At 68.0% G+C, this 18,348-nt stretch carries 19 protein-coding genes; 11 read left to right on the top strand and 8 right to left on the bottom strand.

What is annotated here, in order from left to right:
- The first annotated feature begins 14 nt into the window (after nucleotides 1-14).
- Nucleotides 15-1,073: a PLP-dependent cysteine synthase family protein gene (locus LTA6_RS08095; RefSeq protein WP_341977279.1), complete on the top strand. Its 1,059-nt coding sequence runs from the start codon at nucleotides 15-17 to the stop codon at nucleotides 1,071-1,073.
- Nucleotides 1,074-1,120: 47 nt separating this feature from the next.
- Entirely contained in the window at nucleotides 1,121-1,633 is a 513-nt protein-coding gene (locus LTA6_RS08090) for an ACT domain-containing protein (RefSeq protein ID WP_341977277.1), read from the top strand.
- A 36-nt stretch (nucleotides 1,634-1,669) separates the two neighbouring features.
- Here the strand turns inward: LTA6_RS08090 and LTA6_RS08085 are convergent, their stop codons facing one another.
- The 4 genes from LTA6_RS08085 to LTA6_RS08070 form a co-directional block, all read right to left on the bottom strand.
- The gene (locus LTA6_RS08085) at nucleotides 1,670-2,191 is read right to left on the bottom strand and encodes a hypothetical protein (RefSeq protein WP_341977276.1); all 522 of its coding nucleotides are present in this window, start codon (nucleotides 2,189-2,191) and stop codon (nucleotides 1,670-1,672) included.
- Nucleotides 2,192-2,254: 63 nt separating this feature from the next.
- Nucleotides 2,255-3,925: a LuxR C-terminal-related transcriptional regulator gene (locus LTA6_RS08080; protein WP_341977274.1), complete on the bottom strand. Its 1,671-nt coding sequence runs from the start codon at nucleotides 3,923-3,925 to the stop codon at nucleotides 2,255-2,257.
- Between the two features lie 30 nt (nucleotides 3,926-3,955).
- Nucleotides 3,956-4,969, bottom strand: coding sequence for an aldo/keto reductase family protein (locus LTA6_RS08075; protein ID WP_341977272.1), 1,014 nt, complete (start codon nucleotides 4,967-4,969; stop codon nucleotides 3,956-3,958).
- Nucleotides 4,970-5,023: 54 nt separating this feature from the next.
- Nucleotides 5,024-6,505 (bottom strand): PLP-dependent aminotransferase family protein, encoded by a 1,482-nt coding sequence (locus LTA6_RS08070; RefSeq protein WP_341977270.1) that lies wholly within the window; start codon nucleotides 6,503-6,505, stop codon nucleotides 5,024-5,026.
- 19 nt (nucleotides 6,506-6,524) lie between these two features.
- Between LTA6_RS08070 and LTA6_RS08065 the strand changes: the two genes are divergently transcribed.
- On the top strand, nucleotides 6,525-6,944 hold the full coding sequence (locus tag LTA6_RS08065; protein WP_407359135.1) for a hypothetical protein: 420 nt from the start codon (nucleotides 6,525-6,527) through the stop codon (nucleotides 6,942-6,944).
- Here LTA6_RS08065 and LTA6_RS08060 read toward each other — a convergent pair.
- The gene (locus tag LTA6_RS08060) at nucleotides 6,932-8,497 is read right to left on the bottom strand and encodes a DUF4407 domain-containing protein (RefSeq protein ID WP_407359134.1); all 1,566 of its coding nucleotides are present in this window, start codon (nucleotides 8,495-8,497) and stop codon (nucleotides 6,932-6,934) included. The genes LTA6_RS08065 and LTA6_RS08060 overlap by 13 nt on opposite strands.
- Nucleotides 8,498-8,601: 104 nt before the next feature.
- Between LTA6_RS08060 and LTA6_RS08055 the strand changes: the two genes are divergently transcribed.
- Nucleotides 8,602-9,072: a histidine phosphatase family protein gene (locus tag LTA6_RS08055; protein WP_341977264.1), complete on the top strand. Its 471-nt coding sequence runs from the start codon at nucleotides 8,602-8,604 to the stop codon at nucleotides 9,070-9,072.
- 21 nt (nucleotides 9,073-9,093) lie between these two features.
- Here the strand turns inward: LTA6_RS08055 and LTA6_RS08050 are convergent, their stop codons facing one another.
- Nucleotides 9,094-9,663, bottom strand: a complete 570-nt coding sequence (locus LTA6_RS08050) for a TetR/AcrR family transcriptional regulator (protein WP_341977262.1) — start codon at nucleotides 9,661-9,663, stop codon at nucleotides 9,094-9,096.
- 64 nt (nucleotides 9,664-9,727) lie between these two features.
- Between LTA6_RS08050 and LTA6_RS08045 the strand changes: the two genes are divergently transcribed.
- A complete protein-coding gene (locus tag LTA6_RS08045) occupies nucleotides 9,728-10,411 on the top strand; it encodes an NAD(P)H-dependent oxidoreductase (protein WP_341977260.1) in 684 nt (227 codons plus the stop codon).
- On the opposite strand, the gene LTA6_RS08040 is transcribed toward LTA6_RS08045, so the two are convergent.
- Complete coding sequence (locus tag LTA6_RS08040) at nucleotides 10,354-11,076, bottom strand: FadR/GntR family transcriptional regulator (protein WP_341977258.1); 723 nt, start codon at nucleotides 11,074-11,076, stop codon at nucleotides 10,354-10,356. The genes LTA6_RS08045 and LTA6_RS08040 overlap by 58 nt on opposite strands.
- A gap of 165 nt (nucleotides 11,077-11,241) precedes the next feature.
- Between LTA6_RS08040 and LTA6_RS08035 the strand changes: the two genes are divergently transcribed.
- From LTA6_RS08035 to LTA6_RS08020, 4 genes are read left to right on the top strand one after another with little or no spacing between them, the layout of a single operon-like run.
- Nucleotides 11,242-12,480, top strand: a complete 1,239-nt coding sequence (locus LTA6_RS08035) for an aminotransferase class V-fold PLP-dependent enzyme (protein ID WP_341977256.1) — start codon at nucleotides 11,242-11,244, stop codon at nucleotides 12,478-12,480.
- A gap of 33 nt (nucleotides 12,481-12,513) precedes the next feature.
- Nucleotides 12,514-13,827 carry an ABC transporter substrate-binding protein gene (locus LTA6_RS08030; RefSeq protein WP_407359133.1) on the top strand — a complete coding sequence of 438 codons (1,314 nt, stop codon included), beginning with the start codon at nucleotides 12,514-12,516 and terminating at the stop codon, nucleotides 13,825-13,827.
- A 4-nt stretch (nucleotides 13,828-13,831) separates the two neighbouring features.
- A complete protein-coding gene (locus LTA6_RS08025) occupies nucleotides 13,832-14,779 on the top strand; it encodes a sugar ABC transporter permease (RefSeq protein WP_341977252.1) in 948 nt (315 codons plus the stop codon).
- The gene (locus tag LTA6_RS08020) at nucleotides 14,776-15,666 is read left to right on the top strand and encodes a carbohydrate ABC transporter permease (protein WP_341977250.1); all 891 of its coding nucleotides are present in this window, start codon (nucleotides 14,776-14,778) and stop codon (nucleotides 15,664-15,666) included. Before LTA6_RS08025 ends, LTA6_RS08020 begins: the two co-directional genes overlap by 4 nt.
- 28 nt (nucleotides 15,667-15,694) lie before the next feature.
- On the opposite strand, the gene rlmN is transcribed toward LTA6_RS08020, so the two are convergent.
- Nucleotides 15,695-16,975 carry a 23S rRNA (adenine(2503)-C(2))-methyltransferase RlmN gene (rlmN, locus tag LTA6_RS08015; protein WP_341977247.1) on the bottom strand — a complete coding sequence of 427 codons (1,281 nt, stop codon included), beginning with the start codon at nucleotides 16,973-16,975 and terminating at the stop codon, nucleotides 15,695-15,697.
- A 70-nt stretch (nucleotides 16,976-17,045) separates the two neighbouring features.
- Here rlmN and LTA6_RS08010 point away from each other — a divergent pair, with 70 nt between their 5' ends.
- Both LTA6_RS08010 and LTA6_RS08005 read left to right on the top strand, forming a co-directional pair.
- Nucleotides 17,046-17,618: a ribosomal protein L7/L12 gene (locus LTA6_RS08010; RefSeq protein ID WP_341977245.1), complete on the top strand. Its 573-nt coding sequence runs from the start codon at nucleotides 17,046-17,048 to the stop codon at nucleotides 17,616-17,618.
- 65 nt (nucleotides 17,619-17,683) lie between these two features.
- Nucleotides 17,684-18,322: a bifunctional 4-hydroxy-2-oxoglutarate aldolase/2-dehydro-3-deoxy-phosphogluconate aldolase gene (locus tag LTA6_RS08005; RefSeq protein ID WP_341977243.1), complete on the top strand. Its 639-nt coding sequence runs from the start codon at nucleotides 17,684-17,686 to the stop codon at nucleotides 18,320-18,322.
- Nucleotides 18,323-18,348: the final 26 nt, after the last annotated feature.

The raw sequence follows: 18,348 nt of genomic DNA, 5'->3' as shown, positions 1-18,348 counted from the left end.
GATACCCTCGAACAATGACCACCTGGACCAGCACCGCGATCGCCCTGCTGGAGGCCGACGCCAATCGCAGCGCAGACACGCACCTGCACCTGTTCCCGTTGCCGTCGGAGTGGGGCATCGATCTGTACCTGAAGGATGAGTCGGTGCATCCGACCGGCTCCCTCAAGCACCGTCTCGCCCGCTCGCTCATCCTGTACGGCCTGGTCAACGGCCGCATCCATGAGGACAGCACGCTCGTGGAATCGTCGAGCGGGTCCACGGCCGTCTCCGAGGCCTACTTCGCCCGGATGCTGGGGCTGCCCTTCGTCACCGTCGTGCCGCGCTCGACCAGCCAGGAGAAGATCGATCTCATCGAGTTCTACGGCGGACGCTGCCACTTCGTCGACCGGGCCGAAGACATGTCGCCCACCGCGCAGCGCCTCGCCTCGGATTGCCGCGGCCACTATCTCGACCAGTTCACCTACGCCGAGCGCGCCACCGACTGGCGCGGCAACAACAACATCGCCGAGAGCGTGTTCAGCCAGCTCGCCCAGGAGCGGCACCCGATCCCCCGCTGGATCGTGGTCGGGGCCGGTACCGGCGGCACCAGCGCGACGTTCGGGCGCTACGTCAAGTACCGCCGCCACGAGACGCAGGTCGCCGTCGTCGACCCCGAGGGCTCGGCGTTCTACGACGGATGGGCAGGGACCCCGGATGCTCCGGCCGGACGCCCGAGCCGCATCGAAGGGATCGGTCGTCCTCGCGTCGAGCTCTCCTTCGTCCCGAGCGTGATCGACGAGATGATCCGCGTCCCCGACGCGGGTTCCATAGCGGCGATCCGGCTGCTCAAGGAGCGCACGCTGCACTGGGCCGGCGGATCGACCGGCACCAACCTCTACGGAGCGTTCCAGCTCATCGCGCGGATGCGCGCCGCGGGCGAGACCGGCAGCGTCGTCACGCTCATCTGCGACAGCGGCATCCGTTACGCCGGCACCTACTACTCCGACGCCTGGGTCGCCGAGCAGGGCTGGGACCTCACCCCGCACCGTGCACGGCTGGAGCAGTTCCTGGCGACCGGCGACTGGATGGAGTGACCCCGGCCCGATGTTCACCGGCGACGGCATCTCGATACGCTGACCCCATGACAACTCTGATCCTCACTGTCGCGGGCGCAGATCGTCCCGGCCTCGTGGCCGCCGTCGCCGATGTCGTCGATGCGCACGGAGGCAACTGGGAGAACAGCCAGCTCGCCGAGCTCGCCGGCACCTTCGCCGGGGTGATCGAGGTCTCGGTCTCGGCCGATCGCACGGCCGAACTGGACGCCGCATTGCGCGGTCTCGACGGGCTGCTGACGATCGCGGTGGTCACCGGCACGGATACGGCGGCCACCGCCGACGGCGATCGGCGGCTGACCATCCAGGTGCTCGGCAACGATCGGCCCGGAATCGTCCGCGAGGTGTCCGCCGCACTCAGCGCGCACGACCTCAGCATCGAGGACCTGACCACGACGACCCGCGATGCGGCGATGTCGGGTGGGCGCCTGTTCGAGGCGACCGTGGTGGCGAAGGTGCCTGCGTCCGTGGACCTCGAGACGCTGCGCTCCGATCTCGAACGCCTCGCGGCCGAGATCCAGGTCGACATCACTCTCGCCTGAGACGCTCGCCGCGGGAGCGGCCGCGAGCGACGTCCTCTACTCGACAGAGTAGGTGATGCAGTAGATGCCGAGCACCACCTGATCCCCTTCGTATTTCTCGCCGTCGAACGTGACACCCTCCGGGAATGCCATGACCTTGACGAGGCCCTCCTGCCCGTCGAGATCGCTGTCGAACACGCTGAGCGCGGTGGTATAGCGTCCGTCTCCGGCGTCCTCCCAGTTGCCTGCCGAGTAATCGGCGGGCACGCCGTCGACGAACTTCAGCAACTCGAACGTGGGGTACAGCCCCGCCCCGATCGAGGTGGTGAATGCGATCTCGCTGCCGTCCCCGTACACCGCGTGATCGGGAATCGGCTCAGTGACCAGATCGCTGCTGAACGGCTTGAGGTCTTCGTCGAGGTCGCCGGCGCAGGCCCCAGTCGCCGCACCGTCGCCCTCGCCGTCACCCTCCACCGTGCTCGGCGCACTCCCGCCATCCTCCGCGGGCGGCGCCGCCTGAGTGCATCCGGTCAGCAGCAGCAGCAGTGCCAACGCGCCAACGCTCTTCGAATGCCTCATGTCACCGATGATCGCACCGCGACGCCGACCGGCGTGAGTAGGGAAACCTCGCGCCAGACCCGGTCAGGTTTCGATTTCGAGCACCGGGGCATCGATGATCATCCGCGCGATCCCCGTGCGTGAGGTCAACCCGCATCGACGCAGGATCTCGCTCACGTTCTTCTCGACGGTCTTCACGCTGACGTCGAGTCGTCGGGCGATCTCGGCGTTGCCGAGACCGGTGGCGACGAGCTCCGCCGTGGTCTGCTGACGCGGGGTGAGCGCCGGCACGGGGACGATCGGGGCGCCGAGGTGGCCCAGGGTCAACGCCGGGATGCCGCTGCGTGAGGTGATGGCGAGCGCCGCGAGGATACGGGAGACATGCCCCTCGACGGTGCGCTCGGAGAGGAACAGCGTCGATGCGATCACCCTGTTGCTCGCCCCGCCGGCGACGAGGGTGGCGACCTCGCGTTCACGCGCACTGAGCGCACCCCAGCCGGATCCGGGCGTGGGCCGCGGCCGATGACCGAGCTGGCGGAGCTGGCGCCGTACCTGGCGTTCGATGCCGCGATCGCCCGTGATACCCGGATCGCGCAGGGTCGACAGGTTCTCATGGACCGCCTCCTCCGCTTGTCCGAGCGCAGCGAGGGCACGGGCCCGCAGCATCCGCACGTGGGCGGCGTCGCGGTAACGCCCGGCGAGTTCGGCGCGCGCGCCCGCGATGGCCGCGCGCTCTGCCGCCTCCGTCATGCGGCCGCGTGCGACGTCGATACGCGCGAAGGCCTGCTCGACGAGAACCTGCGCACCGGGGTGCACGATCAGCGGCAGCAGTTCGGTCGCGATCCGCTCGGCGCCTTCGAGGTCGCCTCGCTCGATCGCTGCGGCGATGAGGATGTCGGTGCACATCGCGCGATCCGCGACCTGCATGAACGGGAACGCCGGACCACCGGCGGCGAGCAGAATGGCCTCCGCCCTGGCCCACTGCCCGAGGCCGGCTCGCGCATAGGCGATGAAGGCGAAGACCGCTGCTTCGATGTACCCGCGAGGTGCCTGCGTGGGGTCGATGAGGTCGCGTTCGGCCTGATCGAGATGTCCGCTCTCCCCTCCCAGCACCGCGGCGAACGCGGCTGCGGAGGCGATCGCGCGCACCCAGACCTCGTCGCCCTGCTCCCGGGCGATCGCCGCTGCCGCTTCGAGATGGGGCGCAGCGCTCGACGCATCGCCGCGGAACATCAGCAGTCGAGCGGGTTGCAGCACGAGAGCAGGAAAGGCATGGATGCCGCTGAGCCCGGCGTCGACGCCGACGACTTCGCCGATCGGACCGAGCACCTCCGCTGCCTCGTCGAACCGCCCGGTCGCGAATGCGGCCTCGACGAAGGCGAACCGGGCAAGCGGAAGGATGCTCGGGTCGAACGAGTCCAGCACACCACGGCGCGCCCACAGCTCCGGAAAGCCGTCGTCGGCGGTCGGATCTTCCCAGACCACTCCGGCGGAGGCGAGGACGCGGAAGGACAAGGCGAAGTGCAACACCTCGGCGTCCCCGGCTTCGAGGGCGGTGAGCCGCGCCCGCTCGGTGGTGATGACGGCCCGCTCGAACTCGCCGGCGGCGAACTCCGCCGCTCCGAGAAGGGCGAGGGCGAGGGCCGGATCGACATTGTGCCTGCCGCTGCCCGTACCGAGGGCCGCGACGAGCGCGACGTCACCCCGGCACGCAGCGGCCGTCAGCTGCCAGCACGTCGTCGTGTCGACCGGCATCCTCGCCCTTCCCCTCTCGCGGGGTTCTCTTCAGACCAGGCGCTCCTTCGGCGACACCGTGTAGGTGTCCTCGGCGTCCCGGTTGACCGCATCACCGAGGGCGACGTCGATCGCAGCCATCGTATCGGCGTCGAGCTTCACGCCGGATGCCTTCACCGTGTCGGCGAGCTGCTCGGGACGGGAGGCTCCGACCAGAGCTGCGGCGATGTTCGGGTTCTGCAGCACCCAGGCGATCGCGAGCTGCGGCATCGAGAGTCCGGCCTCGGCTGCGATCGGCTTCAGCCGCTGCACGGCGGTGAGCACGTCATCGTTCAGGAAGCCCTTGATGAAGTGCGCACCGCTCTTCTCGTCGGTGGCGCGCGATCCCTCAGGTACCGGCTGACCCGGGAGGTACTTGCCGCTCAGCACGCCCTGGGCCATCGGCGACCAGACGATCTGCGAGATGCCCAGCTCTTCGGAAGCCGGCACGACCTTGCCCTCGATCACGCGGTGCAGCATCGAGTACTGCGGCTGGTTCGAGATGAGCTGCACCCCGAGCTGCTTCGCGAGCGCGTGGCCTTCACGCAGCTGCTCCGCCGTCCACTCGGAGACGCCGATGTAGAGCACCTTGCCCTGCCGCACGATGTCGGCGAACGCCTGGAAAGTCTCCTCGAGAGGGGTCTCGTAGTCGAAGCGGTGCGCCTGGTACAGGTCGACGTAGTCGGTGCCGAGACGCTTCAGCGAGCCGTTGATCGATTCGAGGATGTGCTTGCGGCTGAGGCCGGTGTCGTTCGGGCCCTTCGAGCCGGTCGGGAAGTAGACCTTCGTGAAGATCTCCAGTCCCTCGCGCCGCTGGCCGGAGAGCGCCTTGCCGAGCACGACCTCCGCGGCTGTGTTGGCGTAGGTGTCCGCGGTGTCGAACGTGGTGATGCCGGCATCCAGAGCGGCGTGGACCGTCTTGAGGGCGGCGTCGTCCTCGACCTGCGAGGCGTGCGTGACCCAGTTGCCGTAGGTGATCTCAGAGACCTTGAGACCGCTGTTGCCGAGATAGCGATAGTTGACCATGCTCCAACGCTACTGGCCGGAACCGACAGCGGGGCTGATTTTCCGTGACCGGTCTCAGAGACTGCCCCGGTACTCCCGCCATGCCGCACCGAGGCGCCGGATCCCCTCGGTCAGAACCTCGTCTGGAGCAGTGAACGGAAGGCGGATGTGATCGTCCGGCGAAACCGACGCTGCGAACGACGCGCTCCCGGCGACAGAAACTCCGTGCATGGCGGCGACCCGCGCGAGCGCATCGGCAGACCCGATCGGAAGCGCCGCCCAGAGCGACAGCCCACCGCGCGGCGGAACGTAGGTCCAGTCCGGCAGGTGCTCAGCCATCAGCTCCTGCAGGAGGCCCAGTCTCCTGTGATGGGTGCGACTCGTGTCCCGGCGCAGTTCGTCTGCATGCGCGAGAAGATCGAGCGCGAGGAGCTGCCCCGGGACGCTTGTGGACTGGTCGGCGAGCTGCCGGGCTCCGCGCAGGCGTCGCACGAGGACCGGATCGGCGCGCAGCCAGCCGATCCGAAGACCGGCCCATGCCCACTTCGATACCGACTCCGCGACGATGACGGGAGCATCCGCCCTCTCGGCGGCGAGTGACGGGGGTACGACTCCGTCGAACGAGATGTCGGCGACGACGCGGTCTTCGATGATGGGCACGCCGTACTGCGCGGCGAGCTCGGCGACGCGGTAACGGGCGGCTGCCGGCAATCGCGTTCCGGTCGGGTTGTGGTGATGCGGATTGATCGCGACGAGCACCGGCCGCATCCGGGACATCGCGACCTCGAGCGCATCGACGTCGAGGCCGTCGTCGCCCATCGGAATGCCGTATACCGTGCCGCCCCGCAGACCCACCGAGTCGGTGACACCAGGCCAGGTCACCTCCTCGGCGAGCACCACGTCACCGGGCCCGACGAGGGCATTGACGACGAGACTGATCGCCTGCTGCGCGCCGTGGGTCACCAGGATCTGCTCCGGCGTCGTCGGCGTGCCCTCCGCCGAGAACAGCGCGGCGATCTGCTCGCGCAGCGCGGGGAGGCCGGCCGGGTCGGTCTCCGGCAGCAGGGCGAGATCGAGCCGTGGCTGATGATCGCGGATCAGCTGGACGCCCAGATCGGGAATCCGCGGCACGGTGCGGAGCAGATCGATCGAGTTGGGCAGGGCGGAGAACAGCACCTCACCACGGCCGGGGCGCTGAACGAGAGCCGCGGATGCCGCGACACCGGCGATCCGGGTGCCGCTCCCCTGCCGCCGCTCGACGAGTCCTCGCTCGGCGAGATCGGCATAGGCCGAGACGACGGTGCCCCGCGAGACCGAACCCGCCGCCGCGAGCGCGCGTTCGGCTGGCAGGCGGTCACCGGGTCGCAGCTCGCCGCTCGCGATCAACGCGGCGATTCCTCGCGAGAGGCGGGCCGCGAGTGTGCCGTCGCCATGCGTCCAACGGCCGAGCCGAGCCGAGAGTTGGTCGGACGACACCTCGCCGGCACGCACCAGCGGCACACCGGTGGCCGATTGCTGGTCCACTGGCCGACCATTGGCCCTGTCTTCAACGCTCATGACATCCGATTCTGGACCAATGGACACGATGACCACCAGAACAGGGATGCTTCTTGATCCAATCGACTCGGAATGGACCATTGCCCAGTTGCTCGACTGGCTCAGCGACGACTCCCGTCAGCACGATGACGCCCTCCGGCATCCCCTTGCCGTGATCGAGGCTGCGCTCACGGGCGCACCCTGGAGCGCGACCCCCTCGACCGTCGCACTGATCCGCTCGATCGCCGACGCAGCGCGCACGACCCCCGCGCTCCGCAGGATCCGGATCAGTAGCCTCGCCCAGCGCGGCCGCACCGACCCGTCGCCCCTCGCGCCGGACGCCCGCCTCGGCGAAGTGCGCTTGCCTCGGCCGCTCTCCGCGAATCCGGCCGAGGCAAGCGCATTCGGCCGAGCGAAGCGAACGCCTCAGCGCACGGAACGCAACGCTCAGGTGGCCTGAACAGGAACTCGACGCGTGGCGGCCGGCTCAACGGGATCAACGGGCTCCGCAACCGAGACCGCAGCATCCGTCGCGCTCGCCCCGGATGCGACGATCTCGGCCCGATCGCGGAAGCCCTCAGCGGTCACCCGGTCGAGGGCGACCTGCTTGCGGATCGCCGCCGCCTTCTCGTACAGCGTCGGCTCTCCGTACGAGGTGAGAACCTTCACCAGCACGGGCAACAGCTCGATCATGAAGAACAGCGCCGCGATCAGGAGGTGCGCCCACAGGATCGTCGGCTCCTTCTCGGAGAGCCTGTTCAGGCCGCTGATCTGGCTGAGCAGGCCGATCGCTCCCGCGTTGCCCTGCGCCACGGCATCCGCTCTGCCGTTGTATGCGGCGAGCGCCTGATCGTACGACTCCTGAGCGGCCGGCAGCTGGTCGTTCGCCTGCTGGCGGTTCTGCGACTCCGAGGCCGAGGTGTTCTCCTTCGCGGCGCTGCCGGCGGCGGCGAGCTCCTCGTTCGCGACCCGCAGCTGCTCCGCGAGCGCGTCGTAGGTCTGCTGCGTCTGCGCGAGCTGCGCCTGCGCGGCGTCGGAGCTCGCGCCCTCGCCGTTCACGCCGGTGCAGCCGGGCACTGTGCCCACGCCTTCCCCGGTGAGCTCGCACTGGTAGAGCGCACGTGCCTGATCGATGACACCCTGCTGGGTCGTCATCTTCGCGGTCAGGTCGTCGACGGTCGCCTGCGCCGCCGACTCGCTCGCCGAGGCCGACCCGGTGCCGGCGACGATACCCGTCGCCGCCTGGTTCTCGAGTTCGGCGAGACGGGCGGATGCCTCGTCCAGCGCCTTCTTCTCGGGCCCGCTCTCCAGCGCATCCTGGTCGGACTGCGACTGGGTGATGTTGGTCGATGCCACCTCACGCGCGATGTCATTGTGGAACACCTGCAGCACGAGCGGCTCGGCCACGACGAAGCCGATGATCGCCGCCATGATGACGCGCGGAATGGCGAGGCCGATGAGCTTCCAGACGTTCCTGGTCGAGGTCATGGTCGACGTGAGGAAGCGGTCCAGGTTGAAGATGATGAGCGCCCAGACCATCGCGAGCGGCACGGCCAGCCAGATCGCTGCCTGCACGCCAGTGGTCAGGGCGAACAGCATCGAGATCGCCGAGACCAGCGCGGTGCCCGCGAGCACGAAGAACATCTGCACGAAGCGCGGGGTCTCGCCGGGCACCTTGTCGAGGATCTCGCCCTCGGCACCGCCGAGGATCGCGAGGGTACGGGCCACCCGAGTCTTCTTCACACGCTTCTGGCGGGGTGCGCGCGGCGGCCTCGGAGCGGGCGCCGGCGCTGCAGACGCTGGCACATCGGCCGGGTCGATCACGGCTGTCGGGCGCGTGGTGGTGTCGGGAGCATCCGGCACCGGAGTCGTCGGGGAGTCGCTACCGGTGGGTTCGAAACTGCGCAGGAAGTTGAGGTCCTCGTCGGAAACCGTGCCGTCGGGGGCGCCGGATTCGAAGGTGATCCGCCCCTGCGAATCCATCTGGCCGGGGCGATGCGCGGAATAAGCCATCCTTCGAGAGTAAGAACCCACGCCTGGGCGAACCCCGGAAGATCCCTGCGAGCGGCTCACAGGTTGGGGATGCGCATGCGCTCCGCCGATGCCAGGCTTGTCCCATGAAGACCCTGCTGCTGGCCCGCCACGCGAAGTCGGACTGGGCTTTTCCGCACCTCTCCGACCATGATCGGCCGCTCAACACTCGAGGGCGTCGCGATGCCCCTGCGATGGCGCGGCGCCTCACGGACGACGGAGTCGGCGTCGATCACATCGTCTCGAGCACTGCGACGCGCGCCCGGAGCACCGCCGACGAGTACGCCGCGGCGTTCGGCATCACGGTGGTCGAGGAGGCGCAGTTGTACGCGGCATCCGCCCGTTCGATCCTTGCGATCGCGGCAGCCCTTCCCGAGCAGAGCAGCGTCGCCATGCTCGTCGGCCACAACCCCGGCATGAGCGACGCCGTGGCCGAGCTCACCGGCGAGTTCGTGCAGTTGCCGACCTGCGCCGTCGCGGAATGCGCTGTCGACGTCGGATCCTGGAGCGAACTCATCGAGGGCAGCGGACGGCTGCTGAGGATCCACACGCCCTGAGCGCACCAGGGGGTGCGGGCATCACCCCCGCAGCATCCGCCGCAGCGTCGAGTCGCTGACCAGCAGCGCCGCATCCAAAGGGAGATGCCCGGCCCCGCACAGCAGACCGAGGCCGTGCACGAGCCCCCAGACGCCCAACGCATCCTGCGCGTCGGGGAGACCGGCGGCGACGGCTGCCGATCCCAAGACCTGTTCGAGCTCGGCGATCAGTGGAGCCATGGTCTCGCTGGGCTCACCGGGGACGCACACCGTGGGGTCGTAGATGACGTCGAAGCCGTGCGGATGCTCCACCGCGAAACGCAGGTACGCGGCGCCGCCGTCGACCAGCGCAGCGACCGGGTCGGCGGCATCCGCGATCGCCGTGCGCACGACATCGACGAGGTCCGCCATGCTGCGCTCGGCGAGAACCTTCAGCAGCCCTCGCCGGTCGGCGAAGTGATGATACGGGGCGTTGTGACTCACGTCTGCGGCCCGTGCCACCTCTCGAAGGCTGATCTCCTGGGCGGGTTTCTCGGCGAGCAGCTGCATCGCCGCGGCCTCCAGCGCATGCGCGAGATCGCCGTGGTGATAGCCGGATCGAGAACTTGACACGAGCAACATTCTCTCCTATGTTGACACTGTCCAGCAAGTTGACACTGTCCAGATCGGAGAAATCATGGCAACCGCACTCGTCATCGACGGCCACCCTGACGCACGTTCCCTCACCGCAGAACTCGCCCGTCGCTACGCCGCGGCGCACGGCGATGCCCGCGTGCTCGCGCTGCGCGACCTCGACTTCGACCCGCATCTGCGGTTCGGCTATCGCGAGCGGATGCCGCTCGAAGACGACCTCGCCGATGCCAAGCTCGCCCTGCAGGCGGCGAAGACGATCGTGATCGCGACCCCGCTCTGGTGGGGCTCGGTTCCGGCAGTGCTCAAAGGTTTCTTCGACCGCGCACTGCTTCCGCAGCAGGAGTACCGCTACACGAGTCTCGGCCTGCCCCAGGGGCTGCTCCCCGCTCGGCGCGGTCGACTGCTCCTGCTCGCCGACACCCCCTGGTACGCGGCGCCATTCACCGGCCTGCCTGCGCAGACGCAGGTCGCCCGCAACACCATGCGCCTGTGCGGCATCCGCTCCGTCCGCACGCATCGGATGCTCGGCGTCAAGGGTGCCGACGAGGCGAAGATCGCTCGCTGGCTCACGCGTGCAGAGCAGCTGGGAGCGGCTGATGCCCGACGCGATCACTCCGATTCAGACGCCGGTCGGTCCGGCGTCCCGACGCCTGCCGCATCGGTTCGCGATCAGGCGGGCGCCGTCGAGCCGGTTCCCTCGTCGGCCGCATCGCTGGTGCTCGGCTGAAGCTGACGGAGCCAGTACTCGGTCTGCGCGACGTGGGCGGCCGCCGCTGCAGAGGCGGCCACCGGGTCTCGCGCTTCGAGCCCCCGCAGAATGGCGCGGTGACCGGCGTCGGAGTGGAGCTTGAGCTGGGCGGCATCGACGGGGTCGGCGATGCGGAACTCTCGAGACCGCGAGCGGAGCACATCGACCAGACTGGTCAGTGCATCATTGCCGGCCATGGCGGCGATCGTCATATGGAAGGCGTGGTCGAGCTCTGAGTGCTCATCGAAGTCCGAGCTCGACTCGATCTTCCCGAGCAGGGCGTCGAGCTCACCGATGATCTGCGGATTCACCCGCGCCGCCGCCAGCGCCGCGGAGTGCGACTCCAAGGCGCGTCGGAGCTCGATCAGCTCGAGTACGCCGTCCATCGGCAACAGGCCGACCGTCAGCGACAGCACGGTGATGAGGTCAGCGGCGTGCAGCTCGCTGACGTAGCTTCCCGACCCATGACGGGTGTCGAGAACACCAAGGGCTGCGAGCATCCTGATCGCCTCACGCAGAGAGCCACGAGAGACGCCGAGCTGCTCGCAGAGATCTCCTTCGCTCGGCAGGCGATCACCCGGGCGCAGCGTGCCGTCGGCGATGAGGGCCCGCAGTCCGTGCAGAGCAGTGTCGAGCGCAGTCATTGGCCCTCCTTCTCAGCAATTGTGCCACGGCCGGATGGCGGTCACGATCAGCGCCGCATCGCGAGTTGTATAACGACTTTCGTGATTTTCTCGTTCTGGGTGGCGAATACGGCGACTTCATGGCAAGGTTGTGCAACAACTTGGTTCACGACATTGTGAGGATGCATGGCACAGCCCGAGATCGCGACTGCCCCGGTGCGTTTCGCATCCGGCGGACCGGCCCGCGATGCCTGGCCGCTGGACCCCGAGGTGATCCACCTCAATCACGGATCGTTCGGCGCGGTGCCGACCGAGGTCATCACCGTTCAGGAGGAGCTGCGGCGGCAGGCCGACCTCAGCCCGGTCGCCTGGTATCCGCGACTGGGTGACCTCGTCCGCCAGGCGCGGGAGCAGACCGCGCCGTTCGTCGGGGCGAGCGCAGAAGCGAGCGCCTTCGTCCCGAACGCCTCCGCCGCAGCGACCGTCGTCTACAACAGCCTCCGCCTCGAGCCCGGCGACGAGATCCTCGTCACCAACCACGGGTACGGTGCCGTCACGATGGGCGCGGCGCGTCTCGCCCGACGCTTCGGAGCGCGCGTTCGCACGGTGAACCTGCCGCTGCACGCCACGGACGATGAGGTCGTCAGCATCTTCCTCTCCGCGCTCTCTGCACGCACCCGACTCATCGTGATCGATCAGATCACCTCGCCGACCGCCCGGATGCTCCCGACACGTCGTGTGGCGGACGCGGCTGCAGAGCGCGGAGTGCGCACCCTCGTCGACGGGGCGCACGCACCGGGGCTGGTCCCCGATGCATCGGCAGTCGGCGGAGGCGACTGGTGGTTCGGGAACATGCACAAGTGGCCGTGTGCGCCGCGCGGTTCGGCCCTGCTGGTGACGGCCGCGTCCGATCGCGATGACCTCTGGCCCCTCATCGACTCCTGGGCTGCGGAGCAGCCGTATCCGGACCGATTCGACACACAGGGCACGATCGACGCCACGACGTATCTGAGCACCCCGGCCGCGATCGAGTTCATCGAGCGCGAGTACGGCTGGGATGCCACCCGTCGCACGATGGCCGACCTCGCCGACCAGGGTGCCGAGATCATCGCGGCGGCGCTGCAGCCCTACACGAGCCAGCGCGCGCTCACGCCACTGCCGTCCCCCGTCCCGTCGATGCGGCTGATCCGCCTTCCGGACGGCCTCGGCGCGACACGCGAGGACGCCGACGAGCTCAGGATGCAGCTGCTCGACGAGACGCGTGTCGAAACGGCGTTCACCAGTTTCGAAGGCACCGGCTACTTCCGTCTCTCGACGCATCTGTACACCGAGATCGGTGACTTCGAAGCGTTCGTCGAACGCTGCGTTCCCGCCATCCTGGCGCGAGCCGGCATCCGACGTTCGCCGGACTCCGTCGTGCTCTGACCCACCCACCCCCATCAAGAAACGAGGCACACCGTGAAGCACAAGCGTTTGGCACTGGCCGCGGGGATCGGCACCGTCGCCGCCCTCGTCCTGTCCGGTTGTACCGGCGGATCGTCGAACGGCGAATCCGCCGACGGCACCGTCACCCTGCAGATGGTCGAGAGTCTGACCAATCCGGCCCGCACCGATCTCATCCGCGGGCTGCTCGACACGTTCGAGGAGGAGAACCCCAAGATCAAGGTCTCCTTGATCTCGCCGCCCACCGAACAGGCCGACCAGAAGATCCAGCAGATGCTGCAGTCCGGCAAGGGCGTCGATGTGCTCGAAGTGCGCGACATCACCGTCGGGCCCTTCGCGAACAACGGCTGGCTGTACGACATGAACAAGGACCTGTCCGACTGGGACGGCTGGGATGCGCTCACCGACAACGCGAAGGCGGTTGCCGAGGGAGGCGGCAAGAGCTATTTCGTCCCCTACGGCTTCTACGGCCTGTCGCTCTTCTATCGCACCGACCTCATCAAGGAGGCGGGCTTCGATGAGCCGCCGCACAGCTGGGAGGAACTGCTCGAGCAGGCATCCGCGATCCAGGATCCGGCGAACAACATCTACGGCTACGCCTTCCGCGGCGGTCCGAACGCGAACAGCAACGTCGTCGCCGCGATCGAGGCCTACGTGATCGACGACCTCGATGTCGATGACGCGTTCCTCCTCGAGGACGGATCGACGATCTTCGCCGCCCCCGAGGCGAAGGACGCGCTGGCCGACTACTTCGCACTGTTCGAGAAGGCGTCCCCGCCGTCAGCCGTGTCGTGGGGCTACCCGGAGATGGTCGCCGGGTTCACCAACGGCACGACGGCGTTCCTGCTGCAGGACCCCGAAGTCATCGCCACCGTTCAGGACTCCTCGTTGACCGACGACCAGTGGAACACCGCACCGCTCCTGGTCGGCCCGACCGGCAAAGCGGCGCAGCCGCTGGCCGTCGCCGGCTGGGGAGTCGCCGAGGGGAGCACCCAGAAGGAGGCGGCGGTCAAGCTGGTGGAGTTCCTCTCCTCCGCGGAGCCCGCCACCGAGTTCGCCCAGGCCAACAGCCTGGTGCCGATCATCGCCGACGCGGCCGAGGACGACTTCTACTCCTCCGGTCCGTGGACCAGCTACGTCACGATGACCGAGGACCCGGAGACCTACGTCAACGTGCAGCAGCCTCGCGGCGTGAGCTGGTGGACCGAGTGGATCCAGAAGGCCGACCAGGAAGTGCAGAGCGTGCTGCTCGGAAACATGACCCATGAGGAGCTGCTGGCTTCGTGGGACACGTTCTGGACCGAGAAGTACGCCGCGGAGAAGGGCTGACCCGGTGAGCACGGCGACGAACACGAGAGGTCCCGCCGGTTCGACCGGCGGGGCCTCCCCCGGCGCGAGGAAACGACCGTTCCGCGGCCGTCATGCGTGGACGATCCTCGCGTTCCTGGCCCCGGCGATCGTGTTCGTCGGCTGGTTCATCTATTACCCGATGCTGCAGGGCGCGAGGATGGCGTTCCACGACTGGAACCTGTGGGACCTCACCTCGACTCCCTTCGTCGGCTTCGACAACTTCCTGACGATCTTCCGCGACCCGGCGTTCCCGACGGTCGCGCTGAACACGGTGCTGTGGGTCGTCGGCTCGCTCGTGCCGCAGTTCGTGATCGGCTTCCTCATCGCGCTGGCCCTCCGCAAGCGCTTCCGCTTCCGCGGCCTCTATCAGGCGCTGATCTTCTTCCCCTGGGCCGTGTCGGGGTTCCTGATCGGGATGCTGTTCCGCTGGATGTTCAACGCCGAGTTCGGGGTCGTCAACGACCTGCTCATGAAAGCGGGCCTCATCGAGGCCCCGCTGCCCTGGCTCGCTGATCCGAAGCTCGCGATGTTCGCCGTGATCATCGCGAACATCTGGTACGGCGTGACGTTCTTCGCGATCATGATCCTCGCCGCCCTCCAGTCCGTTCCGGACGAGGTGCTGGAGGCGGCGAGCCTGGACGGCGCAGGGCGGGTGCGGCAGTTGTTCTCGATCGTCATCCCGTACATCTCGATGACGTTGCTCCTGACGATCCTGCTGCGAGTGATCTGGATCTTCAACTTCCCCGACATCATCTACGCGATGACCGGCGGCGGGCCCGCGAATCAGACGCACATCATCACGACCTGGATGATCAACTACACCCAGCAGGGAAACTACGGCATCGCCAGTGCGATCGGACTGATCGTCGTGGCGTTCCTGTTCATCTTCTGCGCGTTCTACCTCATGACCATGAGGAAGGTGAACCGATGACCATCACGCAGACCAGGCGCATCACGGTGCCCGATGCCGCCAAGGCTCCTCGAACCGAGCGACGCCTCACCATCGGCGGGGTGCTGAAGGCGGCCGGGCTCGCGCTCTGGCTGCTCCTCACCCTGTTCCCGCTGTACTGGATCGCCCTGACGTCATTCAAGGCGCCGGCCACGATCAGCCGGTTCCCCATCGAGTACTGGCCCAGCGAACCCTCGCTCGCCAACTACGTGAGCCTGTTCGAGAACAGCAGCTTCGGCGTCTTCCTCGCGAACTCCGCATTGATCTCGCTGGCTGCAGGGCTCACCTCCACGCTCATCGCACTGCTGGGCGCTTACGTGATCGCCCGCTTCGAGTTCCGCGGCAAGGGAATGGTGCTGATCGCGTTCCTGCTCACGCAGATGATCCCGACGTTCATCGCACTCGGACCGCTGTACTCGATGATGAGCGATCTCGGTCTCGTCGACAGCAAGTTCGGCCTCATCCTCGTCTACGTCGCCGTCTGCATCCCGTTCTCGACGGTCATGCTGCGCGGGTTCTTTGAGAACGTCCCGAACGCGCTCGAAGAGGCCGCGATGATCGACGGATGCTCGCGCATCGGAGCGCTGTTCCGGGTGCTCGTCCCGGTGATGACGCCCGGCATCGTCGCCGCGTTCATCTTCAACTTCGTCAACTGCTGGAACGAGCTGTTCCTGTCGGTGGTGCTCATGAACACCGACTCGAATCGCACGGTGCCGTCGGCACTGAACGGCTTCATCTCGACGTTCAACATCGACTGGGGCTCGATGTCAGCGGCCGCCGTGCTGACGATCCTGCCCACGATGGTGATGTTCGCCGTCGCCAGCCGCTGGATCGTGCAGGGCCTGACCGCCGGCGCGGTCAAGGAGTAGCCCCGCTTTCATCGGCGGGAGGGCCGAGTCAGGCCATCGCCGCCGAGGCGGCTTCGTCCTCTGTGGTCGCGACGAGCTGGCCGCAGGCCCCGTCGATCTCCTTGCCGCGGGTGTCGCGGAGGGTCGTCGGGATGCCGGCGTCGTTGAGGCGGCGCACGAATTCGTTCTGCACGTCGCGGGTCGACGAGGTCCAGATCGAGCCGGGCGTCGGGTTCAGCGGGATCGGGTTCACGTGCACCCAGCCGCGACCGCGGGCGTTGAGCTTCTCCGCGAGGAGGTCGGCGCGCCAGGCGTGGTCGTTCATGTCCTTGATCAGCGCGTATTCGATCGAGACCCGGCGGCCGGTCTTCTCGTAGTACTCGCGTGCAGCGTCGAGGGCCTCGTCGACCTTCCACTTCGAGTTCACCGGGATGAGCTCATCGCGCAGGTGGTCATCCGGAGCGTGCAGCGACAGGGCGAACGTGACCGGGATGCCTTCGTCCGAGAGCTTCTTGATGGCCGGCACGAGTCCCACGGTCGATACCGTGATGCCGCGAGCGCTCATGCCGAGGCCGTCGGGCTGCTCGGCGACCATCGTGCGCACGGCATGCATCACCCGGTTGTAGTTGGCGAGCGGCTCCCCCATGCCCATGAACACGATGTTGCTCACCCGCTCCATCGAATGGTCATCGGCCTTCTTGCCGCCGAGACCGCCCTCGACGATGAGGCGGTTCGCGCGGACGATCTGCTCGATGATCTCGGCCGCCGACATGTTGCGGGTGAGCCCCGCCTGGCCTGTGGCGCAGAACGGGCAGTTCATGCCGCATCCGGCCTGGCTCGACACGCACAGCGTGATGCGCCCGGGGTACCGCATCAGCACGGACTCGACGAGCGCGCCGTCGTGCAGCCGCCAGAGGAACTTGATCGTGTCTCCGCGGTCGGTCTCGAGGCGCCGCACCTCGGTGAGCAGCGGCGGCAGGAGCCCCGCGACGAGCTGGTCGCGGATGTCGGCCGGCAGGTCGGTCATCTGCTCCGGGTCGGAGGTGTAGTGCTTGAAGTAGTGGGTCGCGAGCTGCTTCGCGCGGAACCCGGGAAGGCCGAGCTCCTTGACCTTCTCGGTGCGCTCCGCCGGGGTGAGGTCGGCCAGGTGCACCGGCGGCTTGCCACGCTTCGGGCTGGCGAACTGCAGGAGCGGACGCCCCTCGGCATCCTTCTTCTGCGTCCAGCCCTCTGTCGCGGGGCGCACCTGCGCGGGCTTCGTGGAGCGGACCTTGCCCTGCGGGGACGCGGATGCTGGTCGCGTGTCGCGCGCGCGGGGATTCTCGGTCATTCTCCCAGGGTACGCGTTGTCGGATGAGAAGCACCTGGGGCGCGGATGCCCGTCTCTCTAGACTGAGCCCATGGAGATCTTCTGGATCATCGGCATCGTCGTCGGCTTGATCGCCGTCGTCGCCATCCTCGCCGCCGCCCTCCGCGGAATGCGGCCGAAGATTCCGGAAGCGCAGACGTTCACGCCGGTACCGGTCATGAGGTCGTCGACGGCGAGCCCGAAGACCGCGACCCCCGCGGGGACCTCGCCCGAAGTGATCGCGCAGATCGATCGACTCATGGCGGCCGGCAAGAAGGTCCAAGCGATCAAGGTGCTCCGCGACCACGCGAAGCTCAGCCTCAAGGAGGCGAAGGACCGGATCGATCACTGGTCGATCAGCACCACCGCTGCGCACATCGCCGCCGTCTCCAACACCTCCCCCACGCGTTCGTCGATTCCGACGGCCTACTCGTCGAACGCCGCGCCGCACTCGTCCGGTTCCGGTCGGTCCGCGCTTCCCGCTTCCGTCGTCGCCGATGTCGACAGACTCATCGCCGGGAATCAGAAGATCCACGCGATCAAGTTGGTGCGCGAGCACACCGGCCTGGGCCTCAAGGAGGCCAAGGACATCGTCGAGGCCTGGGTTCCTGGCCGCTCGCGCTGACTCCGGCTCGCGATCGGGCGCCAGCGCGGAGAGAATGGGCTGACGTCCGTTCCCGAAGGAGACACATGTCCGACCGCCTCGACCGCGCCCGCAGCACCGGGGTCCTCGCCGTGCTCCGCGCCTCCACCCCCGAACTCGCACTGGAGGCATCCGAGGCGATCATCCGGGGCGGCGTCACCGGGATCGAGGTGACCTTCTCCACGCCCGATGCTCCGGCCGTGATCCGTGAGCTCATCGCTCGACACGGCGAATCCGCCTACATCGGCGCCGGCACCGTCACCACTCCCGAGCAGGCGACCCTGGCCGCAGAGGCCGGTGCGGAGTTCCTCGTCAGCCCGGGCACCCTCCCCGACCTCACCCGCGCGATGCTCGACACCGGACGCGCAGTGATGACCGGCGCCATGACGCCGACCGAGGTGATGACGGCGCTCGCACTGGGCGTCGATGTCGTCAAGATCTTCCCGGCGTCGCTCGGCGGTCCCTCCTACCTCGGGTCGCTGCGCGGACCGTTCCCGGATGCTCCGCTCATGCCGACCGGTGGGGTCACCCCCGACAATCTCGCCGCCTGGTTCGCGGTCGGCGTTGTCGCGGTCGGCGCCGGCGGCGACCTCGCGAACGGTGCGTCGATCGCCGCATCCGACTGGGCCGATATCGAGCAGCGTTCGGCACGCTTCGCGGCCTCCCTCGCGGCTGTCCGGGGCTGAGCATCACACGGGCCCGGGCGCGCGGA

It is taken from the genome of Microbacterium sp. LTA6, assembly GCF_045690355.1.
Taxonomy (GTDB): domain Bacteria; phylum Actinomycetota; class Actinomycetes; order Actinomycetales; family Microbacteriaceae; genus Microbacterium.
The sequence above is the reverse complement of the archived record's forward strand: the minus strand, read 5'-3'. Positions and strand labels throughout refer to the sequence as shown.

Coding starts and splice junctions, on each gene's coding strand:
- LTA6_RS08005 (WP_341977243.1), top strand. CDS start 17,684: ATGTCCGACCGCCTCGACCGCGCCCGCAGCACCGGGGTCCTCGCCGTG.
- rlmN (WP_341977247.1), bottom strand. CDS start 16,975: ATGACCGAGAATCCCCGCGCGCGCGACACGCGACCAGCATCCGCGTCC.
- LTA6_RS08040 (WP_341977258.1), bottom strand. CDS start 11,076: ATGACTGCGCTCGACACTGCTCTGCACGGACTGCGGGCCCTCATCGCC.
- LTA6_RS08060 (WP_407359134.1), bottom strand. CDS start 8,497: ATGGCTTATTCCGCGCATCGCCCCGGCCAGATGGATTCGCAGGGGCGG.
- LTA6_RS08065 (WP_407359135.1), top strand. CDS start 6,525: ATGGACACGATGACCACCAGAACAGGGATGCTTCTTGATCCAATCGAC.
- LTA6_RS08020 (WP_341977250.1), top strand. CDS start 14,776: ATGACCATCACGCAGACCAGGCGCATCACGGTGCCCGATGCCGCCAAG.
- LTA6_RS08045 (WP_341977260.1), top strand. CDS start 9,728: ATGGCAACCGCACTCGTCATCGACGGCCACCCTGACGCACGTTCCCTC.
- LTA6_RS08010 (WP_341977245.1), top strand. CDS start 17,046: ATGGAGATCTTCTGGATCATCGGCATCGTCGTCGGCTTGATCGCCGTC.
- LTA6_RS08085 (WP_341977276.1), bottom strand. CDS start 2,191: ATGAGGCATTCGAAGAGCGTTGGCGCGTTGGCACTGCTGCTGCTGCTG.
- LTA6_RS08070 (WP_341977270.1), bottom strand. CDS start 6,505: ATGAGCGTTGAAGACAGGGCCAATGGTCGGCCAGTGGACCAGCAATCG.
- LTA6_RS08095 (WP_341977279.1), top strand. CDS start 15: ATGACCACCTGGACCAGCACCGCGATCGCCCTGCTGGAGGCCGACGCC.
- LTA6_RS08090 (WP_341977277.1), top strand. CDS start 1,121: ATGACAACTCTGATCCTCACTGTCGCGGGCGCAGATCGTCCCGGCCTC.
- LTA6_RS08035 (WP_341977256.1), top strand. CDS start 11,242: ATGGCACAGCCCGAGATCGCGACTGCCCCGGTGCGTTTCGCATCCGGC.
- LTA6_RS08080 (WP_341977274.1), bottom strand. CDS start 3,925: ATGCCGGTCGACACGACGACGTGCTGGCAGCTGACGGCCGCTGCGTGC.
- LTA6_RS08055 (WP_341977264.1), top strand. CDS start 8,602: ATGAAGACCCTGCTGCTGGCCCGCCACGCGAAGTCGGACTGGGCTTTT.
- LTA6_RS08075 (WP_341977272.1), bottom strand. CDS start 4,969: ATGGTCAACTATCGCTATCTCGGCAACAGCGGTCTCAAGGTCTCTGAG.